Raw genomic sequence first — 19,749 nt, forward strand, 5'->3', positions numbered from 1 at the left:
GGTCGCGGGCCCGCGAGGGTGTCATCCTGGGGTACCGCGACGAGTTCCCCCGAAAGAGGGACCGGACCGAGCGGCGTGCGCCGGCGCCACCCAGGGGCGAGCGACATCCTCCGTTCGGGTGGCCAGGGCGGATCGATGGGTGTGTTCCGTCCGCCGTCTGCCATTGTGTGGAAGGCGCCGGAGATCACCGGGGTTCGAAGGCCCTGGTGAGCGCCGTCCGGGACGGGCGTCGGGAGAGCCGGGGGCAGCGCCAGCACGGATCGGCTGGACGATCCGGACCGTGCACGGCGCGATCGCCGACGACTCGCGCCGCGGGACGGTCGACGCCGTGCCGCTCCTATCCGCTTCCGGTCCGCCGCACCGCCGGTGCTCCGCCTCCGCACGCCCCGCATGGCAGGGGACCGCCCTTCTCACCGCTCTGGGAGCCACGCTCGTGCACGTCGCACTCACCGGCGCCACCGGATTCCTCGGACTGCGCCTGTTACGTCGCCTGCTCGACACGCACGCGTGGGTGACGGTCCTGGCCCACGCCGGTTCGGGCGACGCGCTGCACCGCATCACCCGTTCCCTCGAACTGACGGGTGCGCCGAACGCGTTCCTCGCACGACTGCCAAAGCGGCTGAGGGTGGTGGAGACCGATCTGGCGCTGCCCCGGCTGGGCCTGTCCGCACGGGCGTTCCGAGAGCTGGCCGACAGCCTCGACGCGATCTGGCACAGCGCGGGAAGCATCCATCTGGAAGGGGACCTTCCCGAGCTGCGACGGACCAATGTCGAAGGCACCCGCCACGTCCTGGAATTGGCGGCCGCCGGGCGCGCGGAACCGGTGGTGCGCCATGTGAGCACCGCGTTCGTGGCCGGCGCGCGGCGCACCGGGGTGGCGTACGAGGACGAACTGGACGACGGCGCCGGTTTCGAGAACGCCTACGAACAGTCCAAGTACGAGGCGGAGCTGCTGGTTCACGCCTGGTCCCGCGAGCACGGGCGACCGGCCTTGGTGCTGCGGCCCAGCATCCTCGTCACGGACGTGCCCCCGCACCCGGAGCTGCCTTCGCACCCCCTGCAGGTCGTCGAGCGCCTCCTGCGCGACGCGCGACGCACGACCGTCGCCGCACCACCGACCGCCCCGGGCCCTCCCACCGGGGCTCCGGGCGGTCCTTCCCGCGACGCTGCCGGGTCGTCGGGCCCCGGGGCTCGGCCCCGGGTACGGGCGGTGGGGCACCCGCACGGGCGGCTGAACCTGCTGCCTGTGGAGCACGCGGCCGATGTCATGGTCCGCCTGTCCGAACTGCCGTCCTCACATGGGGTCGACACGTACCACGTCGTCCATGACCGCGATGTCCCCGTGCCCACCCTCGTCGCCCTGCTGGAACGGCTCGTCCCCCTCTCGATCGACCTGGTCGACGCCAAGCCGGAGGACCCTTCGGCGCTGGAGACCATGATCGACTTCTACCCGGGCATCACGGCCTACCTCACCCACCGGCGGCGGTTCGACGACACCCGGGTGAGGACCCTGCTCGGTCCGGCGGCGGTCTGCGCTCCGGTCGGTCTCGATCAGCTGTGGTCCGGACTGGCCCCGAGGAGCGCGGCGCTCTCCCGGCCCCCGGACATCCCGCCCGCGCCTGCGCCCGCACCGTGCGCCTGAGCTTCCCGTACGTCGCAGACGGCGTACGACCGACCAGCAGCAACCGTGTCCCGTCCCGTTGGAGTTCCGTGTCCGTTCTCGCCGCTCCCCGCGCCCTTGCCGTGCGTCCGCCGGTCTTCTCCCCCGAGGGGATCGCCGACCGTGTCCGGCTGATCCGGGAACCCGTGCACGTCGTCAGCGGGCCGGACGGCCGGGAGCTGGGCCTCGCGACCGGGGCGCCGCCCGACGGTCCGGTGCTCGGCACGCTGCCGCCGCTGTACCCCGAGTGGCTCGGCGGCCGGACTTTCTGCGAGGCGCACGGCGTCCGCTTCCCCTATGTGGCGGGGGAGATGGCGAACGGCATCGCGACCACCGGCATGGTCGCGGCGATGGCGCGAGCGGAGATGATCGGCTTCTTCGGTGCGGGCGGCCTGCCCCTCCCGGAGGTGGAGCGGGCTGTGCACTCCCTGGCGCACGAACTGGGGTCCCGCACTAACTGGGGAGTCAACCTCATCCACTCACCGGCCGAACCGGAGCTGGAGTGGCGGGTCGCGGAGCTTCTGCTGCGGTGCGGTGTCCCCCGGATCTCGGTGTCGGCGTTCATGGAGCTGACCCCTGCGGTCGTCCTGAGCTCGGCGCGGGGCCTGCGCCGGGGTGCGGACGGCGGCGTCGTCCGGCGTACGCGGCTGCTCGCGAAGCTCTCCCGTCCCGAGGTGGCCGAGAGGTTCCTCTCCCCCGCCCCGACCGCTCTGCTGGACCTTCTTGTCGCGCGGGGCAGCCTGACCCGCGAGGAGGCGGCTCTGGCGGCTCTGGTGCCGGTGGCCGAGGACATCACCGTCGAGGCGGACAGCGGCGGGCACACCGACAACCGGCCGTTGTCGGTCCTGCTGCCGCGGATCGCCGCCCTGCGCGACACGGTCTGCCGGCGGTTCGGGTACCGGCGGCCGGTCCGCCTCGGCGCGGCCGGGGGTCTCGGCACCCCGGACGCGGTGGCCGCCGCCTTCGCTCTCGGCGCGTCCTACGTCGTCACCGGTTCGGTGAACCAGACGGCGGTCGAGGCCGGTCTGTCCGACGAGGCCAAGGCGATGCTGTGCGACGCGGACGTCGCCGATGTCGCCATGGCGCCGTCGGCCGACATGTTCGAGCTGGGCGTGAAGCTGCAAGTGCTGTCACGGGGCACGATGTTCGCCCGGCGGGCCGGCCGCCTGTACACGGCCTACCGTGACCACGGCTCGCTGGAGGAGATCCCGCAGGCGCTTCGTACCGCCATCGAACGCGACGTGCTGGGCGCCCCGTTCGAAGAGGTCTGGCAGCGCACGCGTGCCTTCTGGGAGGAGCGCGATCCGGCGGAAACCGTCCGTGCGGAGGCCGACCCCCGGCACCGCATGGCCCTGGTGTTCCGCTGGTACCTGGGCAGTTCCAGCCGGTGGGCGATCACCGGGGAGAGCGCGCGGCGGGCCGACTACCAGATCTGGTGCGGACCGGCGATGGGCGCGTTCAACCGGTGGGCGGCCGGCACCTTCCTGGCAGAACCGCCCCACCGGTCCGTGACGCAGATCGCCCTCAACCTGCTGGAAGGGGCCGCGACACTCACCCGCGCCCATCAACTGCGCACGTACGGCGTTCCGTTGCCTTCCGAGGCGTTCACCTACACGCCGCGTGAGCTGGCATGAGCGGCCCCGCCGACGCAGCACCGTCCGCCGCCGCCCGACCCCGAGGAGAGACCATGTCCGGCTCCACCCCCCGCCAGGTCCCCATCGCCGTGGTCGGCGTCGGGGCACTGGTTCCGGGCGCCACGGACGCGGCCGGCTACTGGCGGGTCGTGACCGGCGGCCGCGACCTGATCACCGAGGTTCCCGCCTCCCGCTGGCGGGTGGAGGACCACTACGATCCGGACCCGGCCGCCTCCGACAAGACGTACGCCCGCCGGGGCGCTTTCCTTCCCGAGGTGGACTTCGACCCGATGGCCTACGGGGTGCCTCCCGCCAATCTGCCGGCCACGGACACCTCCCAGCTGCTCGCCCTCATGGTCGCCGACCAGGTGCTGAGTGACGCCGGCGGGACGTCCGGGATCGACCGGGACCGGACCGGCGTTGTCCTCGGGGCGGCCGCCCTCGAACTGCTGCCGCACATGTACGGGCGTTCCCAGCGCCCCACGTGGCTGGCGGGGCTGCGGGAGAGCGGGCTTGACGAGGCCGAGGCGCAGGCTGTGTGCGACCGCATCGCCGCCCGCTTCGAGCCGTGGCGCGAGTCGACCTTCCCGGGGCTGCTGGGCAACGTCGTGGCGGGACGGATCGCCAACCGGTTCGATCTGCACGGCGTCAACCACACCACCGACGCCGCCTGTGCCAGTTCGCTGGCCGCCCTGTCGACGGCGGTCGGAGAATTGTCCCTGCGCCGGGCGGACCTGGTCATCAGCGGCGGTGTGGACACCGGGAACGACATCGGCATGTTCCTGTGCTTCTCCAAGACGCCCGCGCTCTCCCCCAGCGGCGACTGCCGCCCGTTCGCGGAGGCGGCGGACGGCACGATGCTCGGTGAGGCGGTCGTGATGTACGCCCTGAAACGTTTGTCCGACGCAGAGCGCGACGGCGACCGGATCCACGCCGTGATCAGGGGCATCGGCACCTCGTCGGACGGCCGGAGCACAGCGATCTACGCCCCGCTGCCCGAGGGCCAGGAACGGGCCCTGCGACGCGCGTACGACGAGGCCGGCTACCCGCCGGAGACCGTGGAGCTGGTCGAGGCGCACGGCACCGGCACGAAGGCCGGGGACACCGCGGAACTGGCCGCGCTCAACGCGGTGTTCGGCGCCTCGGGACGTCCTGACGGCCAGTGGTGCGCGATCGGCTCGGTGAAGTCGCAGATCGGGCACACCAAGTGCGCGGCGGGTGCGGCGGGGCTGCTCAAGGCAGTGATGGCCCTCCAGCACAAGGTGCTTCCGCCCACAGTCAAGGTCGAACGGCCGAACCCGGCGGCCGCCGCCCCTGACGGCCCGTTCTACGTGAACACTCAGGCCCGGCCGTGGGTGCGGCCGGCCGGTCATCCGCGCCGGGCGGCGGTGTCGAGTTTCGGCTTCGGCGGCAGCAACTTCCACGTCACCCTGGAGGAATACACGCCGCCGACCGTGCCCACCCCTTCGTCGGGCACGCAGGCGGACACCCCTGCGCGCCCGGCGCCGAAGAACACGGGCCGCCCTGCCCTGCGCCACCGCACGGCGTCGAGCGAGCTGGTCCTGTTCGCCGTCGCCTCGCCGTCCGCCCTGGAGGAACAACTGCCCAAGGACGGGCGGCCGCTGACCGAGCTGGCGAGGGAGAGCCACGCCGCGTTCTCGCCCACCGCCCGGGTGCGGCTGGCCGTCGTTGCCACCGACACCGATGACCTGCGGAGGAAGTACGCGCAGGCGCTCGTGCACGTCCGGCGGCGCCCCGAGGCGTCGTTCTCGGCCCCTTCCGGAATCCGGTACGCGTACGGCGAGCCCGCGCCCGGCCGCATCGGCTTCCTGTTCCCCGGGCAGGGCTCCCAGTACGTCGGGATGGGGGCCGGGCTCGCGATGCTGGCCCCGGCCGCGCAGGCCGTGTGGGACCGGCTGGGCTCCACCCGCTTCGACGGAAGGCCGCTGCACCGGGCCGTGTTCCCGCCGCCCGCCTTCACCGAGGAGGAGCGCGCCGCCCGAGCGGCCCTGCTGAACGCCACCGAGTGGGCTCAGCCGGCGCTGGCGGTGCACGCGCTCGCGCTGCTGGCGGTGGTGCGGGAACTGGGGCTGCGGCCGGACTGCGTGGCCGGCCACAGTTTCGGCGAACTGGTGGCACTGCACTGCGCGGGCGCCCTGGACGCGGAGTCGCTGGTCGGGCTGGCGCGTCGCCGCGGCGAGCTGATGCGGGAGGCGGCGGCCACCCCGGGCGCGATGCTGGCGGTGGCGGCGGACCGCGAACGCGTGGCGGAGGTACTGGCCGGCGGTGGCTTCGAAGACATCTGGCCGGCCAACCACAACTCGCCCCGTCAGACGGTGCTCTCAGGTTCGGCGGCGGCGGTCGAAAGGGCGAGGAGCGCCTTCTCGGCCGCGGGGATCGCCTCCCGCGGACTGTCCGCGTCGACCGCCTTCCACAGCCCGCTGGTCGCCCCTGCCGTCGAGCCGCTCGCCGCCCATCTGCGCACGGTGACGTTCTCAGAACCTCAGATCGAGGTCTACGGCAACACGGACGCGGCGCCCTACCCCTCGTGCCCGGATGCAGTGCGCCGCCGGGTCGCCGGTCATCTCGCCTCGCCGGTCCTCTTCCAGGACCAGATCGAGGCGATGTACGCCGCGGGGGTGCGGACCTTCGTGGAGGTCGGCGCGGGCGCCACGCTCACGGGCCTGGTCGGGCAGATCCTCGGCGACCGTGAGCATGCGGCCGTGCCCCTCGACCGGCCGGCCGGGGCGGGCGCCGACACCTTCCACGCCGCGCTCGGTGAACTCGCCGTACGGGGCGTTCCCCTCGACCTCGTCCCCCTCTGGACCCCCTACGCATCGCCCGGAACACCAGCGAAGGAGCGCGAGCCCCGAATGACCGTGAAGATCAGTGGAGCCAACTACGGTCAGCTCCCGCCCTCCGGAACCCCACACGTCGAACCGACGCATGCTGCGGAATACGGGCCGCGCGCCGACGCCGTACCGGCTGTCGCCGTCCCCGCACCGGCGGTCGCTCTGCCCTCGCAGCCCCCCGGCGACGTGCCGCTGCCGCCGGTATCCGTGCCGGCTGCCGCGTCTTCGCAGCAGCGGTTCGGGCCGTCGCACCCGGCGGAGGCGCCGGCTGACGCCCGCCCGGTCATCGGCGACGATCGGCAGCTGGCCGTCGAGAGCATCCACCGGCAGACGGCCGAGACCCACCTCGCCTGTCAACGTCTGCTGACGGACAGCCATATGGCCTTCCTGAGGATGACCGAAACGAGCCTGGCCGCGCTGCTCGGTGCGCCGGTCCCGGGCGCGGTCCCGGACATGACAGCACCCGCTCCGCTGCCGCTCCCGCGCTCCGTCGGCCCGCTCGACGTACCGGCCGCCGTGGCGCCCCCGGTGGCGGCGCCGGCTCCCGTGGCGGTGGTCGGGGGCGCGACGCCGTATCCCGTGCCGGAGGCGAGCGCTCCTCCGGCGAGCGACGCGGTGCGCCCCTCGGTATCGGAGCCGGCACCGACCGAAGCACCGGCACGGGACGCGTCGGCGCCGGACCGATCGGTGTCGGAGCCTGCTCCCTCGGAGCTGTCTTCCTCCGAGCTGTCTTCCTCCGAGCTGGAGGAGTTGCTCCTGTCGGTGGTGGCCGACCTCACCGGCTATCCGACCGCCATGCTGCACGTGGACATGGATCTGGAGGCGGACCTGGGCGTCGACTCCATCAAGCGTGTCGAGATTCTGTCGGCCGTGCGCCGCCGGGTGGGCGACGTGGCGGTCGGGGACGCCGGACGGCTCGGCAAGCTCCGTACCCTGCGCGAGATCACCGCGGCACTCGCCTCCGGCGCCCCACCCGCCGGGTCGGCGTCGGAGCCGGACGTCCCTGGGGTGCCCGCGCCCCGCGCGGACGCGTTCGAGCCCTCCCCGGCAAAGACTCGCGAGGCCGCCCCGCTCTCCACGACCGTCGATGTCCCGGCCGTACGCGGCGACGGATCCGGGCGGTCCGCCGATGACGCGGGGGCGGACGGGTGGACACCCTTGACCCGGCTGGTGCCGCGCATGGTGGAGTCTCCGGCGTCCGGGCTGGCCACGGCGGGGCTGCTGGACGGGCCGGTCGTGGTGAGCGGCGAGGACGTGACGGGGTGCCCGGTCGTCGGCCTCGTGGCCCGGAAGCTGGCGGAGCGCGGCGTGGACGCCACCGCCGTGACGGAGGTGCCAGAAGGGGCGCGCGGCGTCATCCACCTGGGCGGCCTCTCCGCGGACGGCACACCGGACGAGGCCCGGGAGGTCCATCGCTCGGCGCTCCGCGCGGCGCGCGCGCTGGCACGGCGGGAGCCCGAGGGCGGCGGCCTGTTCGTCACCGTCCAGGACACCGGCGGCGACTTCGGGCTCGGCGGACACGCGCCCGGCCGTGCGTGGCTGGGCGGGACGGCCGGACTGGCGAGGACCGCCGCGAAGGAGTGGCCGGACGTCCAGGTGAGGGTCCTCGACTGCGAGCGGGGCGGGCGGGACGACGAAGAGGTCGCCGACGCGATCGTGTGCGAACTGCTCGACGGCGGAGCCGACACGGAGGTCGGCCTTCGTGCGGACGGCACCCGCGCCCTGCTGCGGATGGTGCCCGCCCCGCTCACACCCGGCGGCGCCCCGCGCATCGGCGAGAACTCCGTGATCGTGGCCACCGGCGGTGCCCGCGGGGTGACCGCCGCCGCGCTGCTCGACCTGGCCAGGACCCACCGGCCGCGGATCGTCCTGCTCGGACGGACGGAGGCCGCCGCCGAGCCCGCCGGACTGGCATCGGCCACCGACGAACGGGCCCTCACCCGACTCCTCGCGGAGCGGGCCGGGGATACGGAGGGGTCCTCGCCCGCCCGGATCGCGGAGGAGGCCCGGGGGATTCTCGCCGCCCGCGAAGTACGGGCGACGCTGGCCGGGTTGGAGGCCGCCGGTTCGCCCGCCCGGTACGTCAGGGTGGATGTCCGGGATGCCGACGCTCTCACCGCGGCGCTGCGCGAGGTGCGCGCGACGTGGGGGCCGGTGACCGGCATCGTGCACGGGGCGGGCGTGCTCGCCGACAAGCGGATCGCGGACAAGACCGACGAGCAGGCCGAGCCGGTCATGGCCACGAAGGTGGACGGGCTGCGGGCGCTGCTGACGGCGACGGCGGACGATCCCCTGGACACGATTCTGCTGTTCTCCTCGGTGGCCGCCGTGTTCGGCAACGCGGGCCAGAGCGACTACGCCATGGCCAACGAGGTCCTCCAGCAGGTCGCGTCGGCGGAGCAGGCTCGCCGCCCCGACTGCCTGGTGCGCTGCGTGGCCTGGGGCCCCTGGCAGGGCGGCATGGTCACCCCGGCCCTGGCCGCGCACTTCGGCCGGGCCGGGGTGCCGCTCATCCCCCCGGCCCAGGGGGCCGCGGCCTGCACCGCCGAACTGGACGGTGCGGCCGACGAGGCCCGTGTGGTGCTGACGGCGGGCGACGGGCCGGCTGCCGCGGACGAGCGGTTGCGCGCACAGGTGCTGGTCAGCTCGGGCACCCTGCCGCAGCTGGCCGACCACGCGCCCGCCGGTGTCCCGGTGCTGCCCGTGGCGCTGGTCCTGAACTGGTTCGCGGGCGCCGCGGCGGCCTGGCTGCCGACCGAGGGGCCGCTCGTCCTGCGTGATCTGCGGGTGTACCGGAAGTACGACCTGCCGGAGCTGGAAGGCGTGGGCCACCGGCTCACCGTGCTCGGCAGCCGGGGCGCGCCCGGCTCCCCGGCCGGGCTGGAGACGGAGCTGCGGGGCGAGGAGGGCCCGGCGCATTTCCGTGCCGTCGTGGACACGGGCGACGGTGCGCCCGACCGGTCCTCCTGGGACGCCCCGGCGGACCTGAAGCCGCTCGACGTGGCCGCGCCGTACCACGGGGGCGTCCTCTTCCACGGCCCCCGGTTCCACGCCCTGCGCGAAGTGCGCGGTGTGTCGGAGCACGGGGCGGAGGCGACGGTCGCGGGCCTGCGGTCCCTGGGCTGGCCGGGCGGGCACGGTCCGCTGGATCCGGCCGCCGTGGACGGCGCGCTGCAACTCGCGCTGCTCTGGGGCGAGAAGGTGCTCGGGTCGGCGACCCTGCCGATGGCCGTCGCGGAGTGCAGGGTGTACCGGCGGGGCCCGGTGGACGACGCCGTGCGCTGTGTGGTGCGGGGACGCAAGGTCCACGACACCGGGGCACGCTGCGACGCCGCGCTGATCGGCCCCGACGGGTCCGTCCTGCTGGAGCTGACCGGCGTCGAACTCGTCAGCAGCCCCTCCTGACCGGGCGCCTTCCCTCCTGTCCGCACCCGCCGTGAAGTGAGACCCGCATGCGTTTCGAACCGATCGCCATCGTCGGCCGGGGCTGTGTCCTGCCCGGCGCACTGGACCCGGACGGGTTCTGGGAGAACGTCGCCGCCGGGCGTACGAGTCTGACGGCGGCCCCGGAAGGCCGGTGGCGGCTGCCGCGCCACCGGGTCATGGGCACGGTGGACGACCACCTCGACCGCACCTGGACCGATATCGGAGGGTACGTCGAGGGGTTCGAATCCGTCTTCGACCCGGAAGGCTTTCTCGTCCCCCCGGAGCGGATCGCGACGCTGGACCCGCTCTTCCACTGGGTGCTCCACGGGGTGCGGCAGGCGCTCATGGAGGCGGGCCGCACCGCGCCGCTGGGGCGCGGCGGGCTGATCCTGGGCAACCTGTCGTACCCCACCTCCACCGGCGCGGCCTTCGCCGAACACGTCTGGCTGTCGGCGCAGCGCCCGGAGCTCCGCGACGCGCTGCTGACGGGTGGTCGCCGCCCCCGCCCCGATGCCCGCAACCGCTTCTCCTCCGGTCTCCCGGCCCTGCTCGCGGCCCGCGCGCTCGGGCTCGGGGCCGGGGCGTGGTCCCTCGACGCGGCCTGCGCCTCCTCGCTGTACGCGATCAAGCTGGCGTGCGACCGCCTGCACGACGGCACGGCCGACCTGATGGTGGCCGGTGCGGTCAGCCGGCCCGACCCTCTCTACCTGCACGTGGGGTTCTGCGGGCTGTCCGCGACGAGCCGTACGGGGCGCAGCCGCCCCTTCGACCGGGACGCCGACGGACTGGTGCACGGTGAGGGCGCCGGGTTCGTCGCCCTGGCGCGGCTCTCCGACGCCCGCGCGGCCGGGCTCCCCGTGTTCGGCGTGATCCGCGGGGTGGGGCTGTCCAACGACGGGCGGGGGTCCGGTCTGATCAGCCCGTCCGAGGAGGGCCAGGTGCGGGCGATGAGCCTGGCATACGAGGTGGCGGGCGTCGCTCCCGAGTCGGTTTCGCTCGTCGAGTGCCATGCGACGGGAACCCCGGTCGGCGACGCGGTGGAGGCACGGGGCATGGCCCGGGTCTTCGGGGCCGCCGACGACGTGCCGATCGGTTCGGCGAAGTCGAACGTCGGGCATCTGCTGGCCTCGGCGGGCGTGGTGGGGCTGCTGAAGGTGCTGGGTGCGATGCGCTCCGGGGTGCGCCCGGCGACACTCGGCGCGCGTCGGCCGCTGGACGCCCTGTCGGGCACGCCGTTGCGCGTGCTGGACACGGCGGAGCAGTGGGCAGGACCCCGCAGGGCGGCGGTCAGCGCGTTCGGGTTCGGCGGGACCAACGCCCACCTGCTCCTCGACGACCCGGACGACGCTCCCCCGCCCTCCGTGCCCCGGCCGGTGTACGGACCGCGGTCCACCGCGCGCCGGGCCGCACCGGCGGAGCGGGCACCGCAGGACCCGGTGCCGGGACCCGACGCGCCGGAAACCCCGGCCGCGGCAGCCGACAGCGGGGCGCCGGGCGACCGTACGGCCGGGGCATGCGCGGTACCCGTGGCGATCGTCGCCATCGGGGCGCGGGTCGGGGAGGGAACGTCGGTCGAGGACCTCCGCCGGGCGGTGCTGGGCGGTGGACGGCGCGGCCCGGTCGCGGAGATCGCCGTGCAGCTGACGGGCCTGTGCTTCCCCCCGCTCGCCCTGGAGCGGACCGTACGCCATCAACTCCTGGTGCTGGAGGCCGCCCGGGAGGCCGCCCGGACGGTGGGCCTGCCCCGGGAGCGGACCATGGTGGTCATCGGTACCGGCGTGGACCCGGAGGTGGCCCGGGCGGGCGCGCGCTGGCGGATTCCCCATTGGCTGGAGGAGTCGGGTGTGCCCGTCACGGCGGCGTGGGCGGACCTCGCCCGGGACGCCTTCGCCCAACCCATGACGGCGGAGGGGGTGGTGGGCAGCATGCCGAACCTGGCGGCGAACCGCATCAGCACCCAACTGGACCTGGCGGGACCGAGTTTCACGGTGTCCGCCGAGGAGGCGTCCGGGCTGGTGGCGCTGGAGGCTGCCGCCCGCGCCCTGCGGTCGGGGGAGGCCGACGCCGCGCTCGTCGGCGCCACCGACCTGTCCTGCGAAGCGGTCCACCGGGCCGCCGTGCGGGAATCCGCTCCCGGCGTGGAGCCCGGTGACGCGGCGGTCGTCCTGGTCCTCAAGCTGCTGGACGCCGCCCGCCGGGACGGGGACACCGTCGTCGCCGTACTGGACGAGGAAGCCGACGACGAACCCGACATGGTCATCGGCGACGGCCCGGACGCGGGATTCGATCCGGCGTCCGCCTTCGGTCGCGCCCATGCGGCCTCCGGGCTGGTGTCCGTCGCCGTCGCGGCGCTCTCGCTCCAGCACCGCGCGGTCCCCCGCCCCGACGCGCCCGCCGACACGGCGGCCGTCGCCCACACCGCGCGGGTCGTCGCCGTACCGGCGGAGGGGCCGGCCACGAGCGTCCGGCTGCGCGCCGGGGACCCCCGGCCGTGGCTGCCGGGGCCCGCCCCGCGCCTGCGCGTCTTCTCCGGGGCGGACCGCGCTCAGGTGCTGGCCGCACTGGAGGCCGGGACCGAGTCCTCGGCGGGCCCGGCACGGCTGGCTCTCGTGGCGGACGGCGGCACCGCCTGGGCGGAGCGCCGCGAAGCGGCCCGTCGCTGGCTGGCTCAGGGCGGGGCCCGCCCGGCGGATGTCCTGTACCGGGACGCGCCGATCGGCGGCGAGACCGCCTTCGTGTACACCAACGGCTCGGCCGCGTACCCCGGGATGGGCCACGCGCTGACGCTGGCGTACCCGTCGCTGGGCGAGAGCGTCCGTGCGGGGCACCGGGCGATCGGGACGCGGCTGCGCTCCGGGAGGGGGCCCGGCGTGCTCGACCAGATCTGGTCCGTCGCCGAACTGGCGGTCTTCCACACCGTGTTCAGCCGTGAGGTGCTGGGCCTGCGGCCGGACGCCGCGATCGGCTACTCCTCGGGCGAGTCGACGGCACTGGTCGCGCTGGGCGCGTGGCCGGACGCCTCGGGGCTGTACGAGGCGACGCGGGAGAGCGGGCTGTTCACCACGGAGCTCACGGGTGAGCTGCGGGCGGTGCGGCGCTACTGGCGGCAGCGCGGCATCGACGGCGACCGCTGGTCGAGCTATCTGGTCGCCGCGCCGCTGGAGGCTGTCCGCGCGGAGCTCGCCGGGGAGCGGGCGGTCCATCTGATGGCGGTGAACGCGCCGGGGGTCTGCGTCGTCGGCGGCGAGTCCAAGGCATGCGCGGCCGTGGTCACCCGGCTCGGCGTGGACCGGGCGATCGAACTGGACTACGACATGGCCGCCCACGCCCCGGAGTTGGCGGAGGTCCGCGAGGTGTGGCGCGAGGCCCACCGTCGCCCCACGGTCGATGTGCCGGGGGTCCGGTTCTACAGCGCGGCCACCGGCCGGGCGTACCGTCCGACGACCGAGCGGGCCGCCGAAGCGCTCACCGCTCAGGGACTGGGCACGATCGACTTCGCGGCGACGATCGAGCGGGCGTGGGCGGACGGTGTCCGCGTCTTCGTGGAGCACGGGCCCCGGAAGCTGTGCACCGGCTGGATCAAGCGGGTCCTCGGGGACCGGGAGCATGTGGCCGTCGCGCTGGACACCCCGGAGGACACCGGGCTGCGGAATCTGTGCCTGGCCGTCGGCGAACTCGTGGTGGCCGGGGTGCCGGTGCGGGCCGACGCGTTGACCGCACGGCTCGCCGAGGCCGCTACCGATCTCCCAGCCCCCGGCCCCACCGTCACCGTTGCCGTACCCCCCACGCCCTGCCTGCCGCCCCTGGAGCGCGTCGTGACCGTTCTGCCCCGGGCCCCCGAGCTGGCGCCGGTGCCGGCGGAGCGGGCCGCTCCCGCGGAACGGCCGGGCGCCCCGGTTGCTGCCGTATCCGCCGCCGCGGTGGGGCCGGTGGCCCGGTTGTCCGACCCGGCGTCCCCGGCGTCGGGGTCGCCGGAGGTCGCAGGCACGGTCGTCCGGCAGAGCCGGCGGGCCGCCCTGGTGCACGAGGAGATCATGGCCGCGCACGCGGAGGCCCACCGGCGGTTCCTGGACGTGTCCGCGCTGGCCGTCACGGCGCTGACGGCGGGCGGCAGGACGGACGCCGGACGCGCGGCGGTTTCCCTGCCCGCGGGAGACGTTGCCTCCGCACCGCCGTCCGCCGCCCTCCCCGTACCAGCGCCGTGCGCCCCGCCCGTCCCGGTGCGGCCGCGGGGCCCGGTATCAGCCCCGCGCCCCGGCAGGGCTCCGGTCCCTGTCCCGGGGGCGAAGCCGGTGTTCGACCGGGCCCAGTTGGAGTACCTCGCCTCCGGGGAGATCTCCGCGCTGTTCGGTCCGCGCTTCGCCGAGCAGGACCGGTACGCGGTGCAGACCCGGATGCCCGGACCGCCCATGCTCTTCGCCGACCGGGTCACCGCCATCGACGCGGTGCCCGCGGCGCTCGTCCTGCCGGGGCCGGTCCGCACGGACGGGCGGATCTGGACGGAGACCGACGTCCTGGCCGACAGCTGGTACCTGGACGCGACGGGATGCATGCCGGCCGGCGTGCTGATCGAGGCGGGACAGGCCGATCTGCTGCTGCTCAGCTGGCTGGGGGCGGACCTGCTCAACCGGGGCGAGCGCGCCTACCGCCTGCTCGGCTGCGAGGTGACGTTCCACGGCGGCCCGCCCCGCCCCGGCGACACCCTGTGCTTCGAGATCCATGTGGACGGCCACGCGGAGGCGGGCGGGGTCCGGCTGGCCTTCTTCCACTACGACTGCTACGTGGACGGTGAGTTGCGGCTCAGCGTCCGCGAGGGCCAAGCCGGCTTCTTCACCCCCGCCGAACTGGCCGCCGGCGGCGGGGTGCGCTGGGACCCGGCCGAGCACGCTCCCGACGACGACCTTCCGTGCGACCCTCCTGCCGTACGCTGCGAGCGGACCAGCTTCGGCACGGACCGGGTGCGGGCCCTGGCGCAGGGGTCGCCCGCGGAGTGCTTCGGGCAGGGCTGGGAGGCGACGGCAGCCCATGTGCGGACGCCCCTGCTCGACGGGGAGCGGCTGCGCCTGCTGGACGAGGTCACCGTGTTCGACCCGGTCGGCGGGCCGTGGGGCCGGGGGTATCTGCGGGCCGAGACGGCGGTGTCCCCGGACGACTGGTTCTTCACCGGCCACTTCAAGAACGACCCCTGTATGCCTGGCACCCTGATGCTCCAGGGTGGTCTTCAGGCCATGGCCTTCTATCTGACGGCCTCGGGCCACACCGTCGACCGGGACGGCTGGCGTTTCGAACCGGTCGACACCCAGCCGTCCCGGGCCAAGTGCCGGGGCCAGGCGACCCCGGAGTCCCGGAGGATCGTCTACGAGGTGTTCGTCCGGGGCGTCTCGGCCGGGCCGGTGCCGACGCTCCACGCCGATGTCCTCGGGTCGGTGGACGGCAGAAAGGCGTTCCTGGGGCGCGGCATGGCACTCCGGCTGGTGCCCGACTGGCCGTTGTCGCAGTGGCGGGTCACGGGCCCGCCCGCCGTGCAGGAGGACGGAGCGCCGGTGCCGCCGTCACGGCTCGGCGGACTGTCCGGGCACCGGGAGGAAAAGGCGGTGGCCGTCGCTGCCGACGGGTTCCGCTTCGACTACGCGTCGTTGCTGGCATGCGCCTGGGGCAGGCCCAGCGAGGCGTTCGGCACCATGTACGAGCGCTTCGACGGCACCCGCAGGGTCGCCAGGCTCCCCGGGCCGCCTTACCACTTCATGAGCCGGATCGTCTCGGTGGACGGCGTCCAGGGCGGCATGCGGGAGGGCAGCGTCGTCGTCGCCGAGTACGACGTACCGGAACGGGCGTGGTACTTCGAGCAGAACCCGTCCCGGTGCATGCCGCTCTCGGTCCTCATGGAGGTCGCGCTGCAGCCCTGCGGGTGGCTGGCCTCGTACGTCGGCAGCGCGACGACCAGCGAGCAGGACCTGCTGTTCCGCAATCTGGACGGAGTGAAGACGGTCACCGGCGAGGTCACCGCCGGGACGCGCACGATCCGCACCCGGTCCGAACTGACCCGTGTCTCGCGCAGCGGGGACATGATCATCGAGTCGTTCCGGGTGGTGTGCACGGCCGACGACGCGCCCCTCGCCGAACTCACCACGGTCTTCGGCTACTTCCCCCGGTCGGCGTTCGAGGACCAGCAAGGGCTGCCGGTCCCGGCCGAGGAGCGCGCCCGTCTCGACGAGCCCTGCGACCGAGTGGTCGACCTGACCGCCAGGCCCGCCCGCTACTGCGCCGGGGAGCCGCACCTGCCGGGCCGCATGCTGCTGATGCTGGACCGGGTCACGGGCTCCTGGCCGGAGGGCGGAAGCGCGGGGCTCGGCCGGCTGCGGTCGGAGAAGGACGTGCGCCCGGATGCCTGGTTCTTCCGGGCCCACTTCTTCCAAGACCCGGTGCAGCCCGGCTCATTGGGGGTCGAGGCCATGTGCCAGCTGCTCCAGTACCACCTGATCGAGGGCGGCGCGGCGGACGGGATCGTCCACCCCCGATTCGAACCGGTGCTGCCCGGCCGGGAGACGGTGTGGACGTACCGGGGCCAGATCACCCCCGCCAACCGGCTGATCCGGGTGGACATGGACATCGTGGAGACCGGTACGGACGCACGCGGGCCCTATGCCGTCGCGGACGCGACGCTGTGGGGGGACGACACGTGCATCTACCGGGTACGGGGGCTGGGGATGCGGGTGGTGTCGGGGCCCCCGCCCGTGCGGTGATCTGCTCGGTCCTCGGGGGTCGGAGCTCTGATGGCTGTTCAGCTCTCCGCTTCGTCCTCGGCGAGGATGCGGTAGACGGTGGCGACTGGCCTTCGGTCATTCGCGTTGTCTGCGAGCGCGCAGGGCGGCCCAGTGGCGTAGGCGTTCGGTGATCTGGGCTTCGTAGCCGTTGCGGGTGGGCTCGTAGTACGTCTCGCGGTCCATGCCGTCGGGGAAGTAGTCGGCGCCGGAGAAGCCGTCGGTGGTGTCGGGGTCGTACTGGTAGTCCTTGCCGTAGCCGAGGTCCTTCATCAGCCGGGTCGGGGCGTTGAGGATGTGGGCGGGCGGCAGGAGTGAGCCGGTGCGCCGGGCGGCTCGGTCGGCGGCGTTGAAGCCGCGATGGACGGCGATGGACTTGGGGGCGGTGGCGAGGTAGACGACTGCCTGGGCGATCGCCAGCTCGCCTTCGGGGGTGCCGAGCCGCTCGTACACGTCCCAGGCGGCGAGCGCCTGCTGAACGGCGTGCGGGTCGGCGATGCCGATGTCCTCGTTCGCGAACCGAACCAGCCGGCGGGCGACGAACAGGGGGTCCTCGCCGCCGTCGAGCATGCGGGCGAGCCAGTACAGGGCCGCGTCCGGGTCGGAGCCGCGCATCGACTTGTGGAGCGCGGAGATCAGGTTGTAGTGGCCCTCCTGCGCCTTGTCGTACAGCGGGGCGCGCTGCTGGATGTGGTGGGCGAGCGCGGCGGGGTCCAGGGCGGTCCCGGTGTCGGGGAGGGCTTGGAGCTGTTCGGCCATGTTGAGGAGGTAGCGGCCGTCGCCGTCGGCCATGGCGATCAGGGAGCGTCGGGCGGCGTCGTCCAGGGGCAGGCGGTGGCCGGTGAGGTGTTCGGCGCGGTCGAGGAGGGTGGACAGGGCGGCTTCGTCGAGGCGCTTGAGGACGAGGACCTGGGCGCGGGAGAGGAGGGAGCCGTTGAGTTCGAAGCTCGGGTTCTCCGTGGTGGCGCCGATCAGGGTGATGGTGCCGTCCTCGACGTAGGGGAGGAAGCTGTCCTGCTGGGCGCGGTTGAAGCGGTGGATCTCGTCGACGAACAGCAGGGTGCCCTGGCCGATGCCGCGCCGGCGTTGCGCGGCCGCGAAGACCTTGCGCAGGTCGGCCACGCCGGAGAAGGTGGCCGACACCGGTTCGAAGGCCAGGTTGCCGGCGTGGGCGAGGAGCCGGGCGATGGTGGTCTTCCCGACGCCGGGCGGGCCCCACAGGATGGCGGAGCTGAGGCGCTGCTGGGCGACCATGCGGCCCAGCGGGCCGTCCGGGGCCAGGAGGTGGTCCTGCCCGATGACCTCGTCCAGCCGGGTGGGGCGCAGGCGGTCGGCGAGCGGCCGGGCGGGCTCCTCGTCGAAGAGCGGCAGGGTCGGTTCCATGGATCTCTCGGTCGGTGGCGAGCGTGTGAAGCTCTGTACGGGGCGTTGGCAGGTGTCGGATCAGCCGCTGATGGGCGCGCTGGGGGTGCTCATCGGGGACTCGGGCGATCGCGTCGTGGCAATCCTTCGACGACCAGGTCGTAGGAGTCCTCGACCACGTCGGTGATGAGGCGCTTGGTGATACCGGGTCCCGGCCCGAGCGTGATCCAGTGGCGTTTGTCGAGGTAGCGGCCCGGTGTGATCGCGGCGTGGGCGTGCACGAAGGCATGGGCGTGTTCGGGTTCGCACTTGACCGTGATGATCTGCTCGTCCGGGTCGTCGGTGACGATCAGGAACACCTTGCCCGCGACCTTGTACACGTCGAGCTGGGGGGTGAAGGGGCGTGAGTGGCTGACCTCGGGCAGGGCGAGGGCTGCCGTACGCGCGGCGTCCTGGAGCCGGTCGCCGGCCGCGCTCACCGGGATGCCCGCGTGCCGCCGGCGTAGGTGTGCGGGTCGACGGGCTGCCTGGCTCTGGGCAGGTGGGCGACGACGAGCCGGTAGGACTCTGTGACGAGCTCTTGGACGAGGGATTCGTCCACGCCGTCCCCGTCCTCCAGGGTGATCCAGTGCTTCTTGTTCATGTGGTAGCCGGGGGTGATGTGGCTGTTGTGTTCTCGCAGGGCGAGCGCCTCGCCGGGGTCCGACTTGAGGATCACGACTGGGCGTCCGGGGACGTCGGTCATGAGCATGAACACCTTGCCGCGTACCTTGAAGACCTCCCAGTCGTCCCCGAAGGGGTGCCCCAGCTCGGCGCCGGGGAGCTCCTGGGCGCAGTCGGCGGCGGTCTTGTGCAGAGTCATGGGGCGTTGTCCTCCTTGAAGTGGTGGCGGGCTTCGGCGCTGAAGACCGCAGAGTGTGCGCTCCCGCAGGTGCGGCGGCACAGTCCATCCTTGCCCGGAAACCGCCGAAAACGGACGGTAAGCTGCGGACACATGATGGTCGACAAACGACATCCGGCTCTCCATGGCCACGCCGGACCGGCCGAGGTCCCCTTGTACGGTTTCCAGCCCCCGGTCGGCACGCCCTTCGGGCTGGAGGTGAACACCGTGGAGGACTTCTTCGCCCAGCACGACGACTGGCCGTGGAGCCCGCCCCGTCCGGGCCGCGCGACCTTCCACTACCTCATCGGGGTCACCGAGGGTGAGCTGCTCCACGACGTCGACCACCTCACGCGGACCGTCGCCCCCGGCCAGTGGCTGTGGGTGCGGCCCGGACACACCCAGTGCTGGCATCCGCCCGGCACCGCCCGGGGCCCGTTCATCCTGTTCGAACCGGGCGTCCTGGCACCTGGCACCGCCCGCCTGCTGGCGCCGCTCACCGCGCACGATGCCTCCGCCGTGCTGAGCCCGCACCCCGACGACGCCGTCTGGCTCCGGCAGACGGCACTTCAGCTTCTCGACGAACACCGCGCGCTCGGGCGCCGCCCCCTCGATGTCCACCACGCCCTGCGCCGCAGCCTGCTCGAAGCGCTGCTGCTGCGCCTGGCCAACGCCCCCGGCATCACGCCCACGGGCACGGCGACGGCCGGCCCAGGCTGTGGTGACACCTACGGCGGCTTCGCGGACGCCCTGGAGCTGCACTTCCGCGAACTCCACCGGGCCGCAGACTACGCCGAGCTGCTCGGCTGCTCGGTTCGCACCCTCAGCCGCGCCGCCCGGGACGCGACCGGCAAAGGGGTGCGTCACCTCATCGACGAGCGGCGGCTACTCGAAGCCCGGCGCCTGCTGGGACATGCCCGGTGGGAGGCCCGGGCTGTGGCCGCTCATCTCGGTTTCTCCGATCCCGCGAACTTCGGCCGCTTCTTCCGCGACCGCACCGGTCTCACGCCAGCCGCGTTCGCGGCCCGCGACACCACCACCGGTCCATGAGCGGAGTGCGCCCGCCCAGTACTCAAGGGGCGACGGGCAGGCCGAGTACTTCAGATGTATACGCGATGGAATCGACGTACCAGGCCGCACATACCGCTCCTGAGCACGCACATGCCGCCGAGAA

The 19,749-nt window shown here is 73.8% G+C and carries 8 protein-coding genes; 5 read left to right on the forward strand and 3 right to left on the reverse strand.

Annotated elements, in window-relative coordinates; translation table 11 throughout:
- The first annotated feature begins 433 nt into the window (after positions 1–433).
- From K7854_RS23190 to K7854_RS23205, 4 genes are all read left to right on the forward strand, one after another.
- Positions 434–1,642 carry an SDR family oxidoreductase gene (locus K7854_RS23190; RefSeq protein ID WP_226028477.1) on the forward strand — a complete coding sequence of 403 codons (1,209 nt, stop codon included), beginning with the start codon at positions 434–436 and terminating at the stop codon, positions 1,640–1,642.
- Between the two features lie 68 nt (positions 1,643–1,710).
- Entirely contained in the window at positions 1,711–3,294 is a 1,584-nt protein-coding gene (locus K7854_RS23195) for a PfaD family polyunsaturated fatty acid/polyketide biosynthesis protein (RefSeq protein WP_226028478.1), read from the forward strand.
- A 53-nt stretch (positions 3,295–3,347) separates the two neighbouring features.
- Complete coding sequence (locus K7854_RS23200; RefSeq protein ID WP_226028479.1) at positions 3,348–9,551, forward strand: type I polyketide synthase; 6,204 nt, start codon at positions 3,348–3,350, stop codon at positions 9,549–9,551.
- A 47-nt stretch (positions 9,552–9,598) separates the two neighbouring features.
- Complete coding sequence (locus K7854_RS23205; protein ID WP_226028480.1) at positions 9,599–16,315, forward strand: type I polyketide synthase; 6,717 nt, start codon at positions 9,599–9,601, stop codon at positions 16,313–16,315.
- A 96-nt stretch (positions 16,316–16,411) separates the two neighbouring features.
- Here the strand turns inward: K7854_RS23205 and K7854_RS23210 are convergent, their stop codons facing one another.
- The 3 genes from K7854_RS23210 to K7854_RS23220 form a co-directional block, all read right to left on the reverse strand.
- Entirely contained in the window at positions 16,412–17,716 is a 1,305-nt protein-coding gene (locus tag K7854_RS23210) for a replication-associated recombination protein A (RefSeq protein WP_226028481.1), read from the reverse strand.
- Between the two features lie 89 nt (positions 17,717–17,805).
- Entirely contained in the window at positions 17,806–18,174 is a 369-nt protein-coding gene (locus tag K7854_RS23215; RefSeq protein ID WP_226028482.1) for an MmcQ/YjbR family DNA-binding protein, read from the reverse strand.
- Positions 18,171–18,557, reverse strand: coding sequence for an MmcQ/YjbR family DNA-binding protein (locus tag K7854_RS23220; protein ID WP_226028483.1), 387 nt, complete (start codon positions 18,555–18,557; stop codon positions 18,171–18,173). The genes K7854_RS23215 and K7854_RS23220 overlap by 4 nt, the downstream gene beginning before the upstream one ends.
- 132 nt (positions 18,558–18,689) lie before the next feature.
- On the opposite strand from K7854_RS23220, the gene K7854_RS23225 reads away from it, so the two are divergent.
- Complete coding sequence (locus K7854_RS23225; RefSeq protein ID WP_226028484.1) at positions 18,690–19,625, forward strand: helix-turn-helix domain-containing protein; 936 nt, start codon at positions 18,690–18,692, stop codon at positions 19,623–19,625.
- Positions 19,626–19,749: the final 124 nt, after the last annotated feature.

It is taken from the genome of Streptomyces hyderabadensis, from assembly GCF_020404845.1.
GTDB lineage: Bacteria > Actinomycetota > Actinomycetes > Streptomycetales > Streptomycetaceae > Streptomyces > Streptomyces hyderabadensis.

Excerpts from the sequence above, each read along its gene's own strand:
- K7854_RS23200 (WP_226028479.1), top strand. The coding sequence starts at position 3,348 with ATGTCCGGCTCCACCCCCCGCCAGGTCCCCATCGCCGTGGTCGGCGTC.
- K7854_RS23205 (WP_226028480.1), top strand. The coding sequence starts at position 9,599 with ATGCGTTTCGAACCGATCGCCATCGTCGGCCGGGGCTGTGTCCTGCCC.
- K7854_RS23210 (WP_226028481.1), bottom strand. The coding sequence starts at position 17,716 with ATGGAACCGACCCTGCCGCTCTTCGACGAGGAGCCCGCCCGGCCGCTC.
- K7854_RS23220 (WP_226028483.1), bottom strand. The coding sequence starts at position 18,557 with ATGACTCTGCACAAGACCGCCGCCGACTGCGCCCAGGAGCTCCCCGGC.
- K7854_RS23225 (WP_226028484.1), top strand. The coding sequence starts at position 18,690 with ATGATGGTCGACAAACGACATCCGGCTCTCCATGGCCACGCCGGACCG.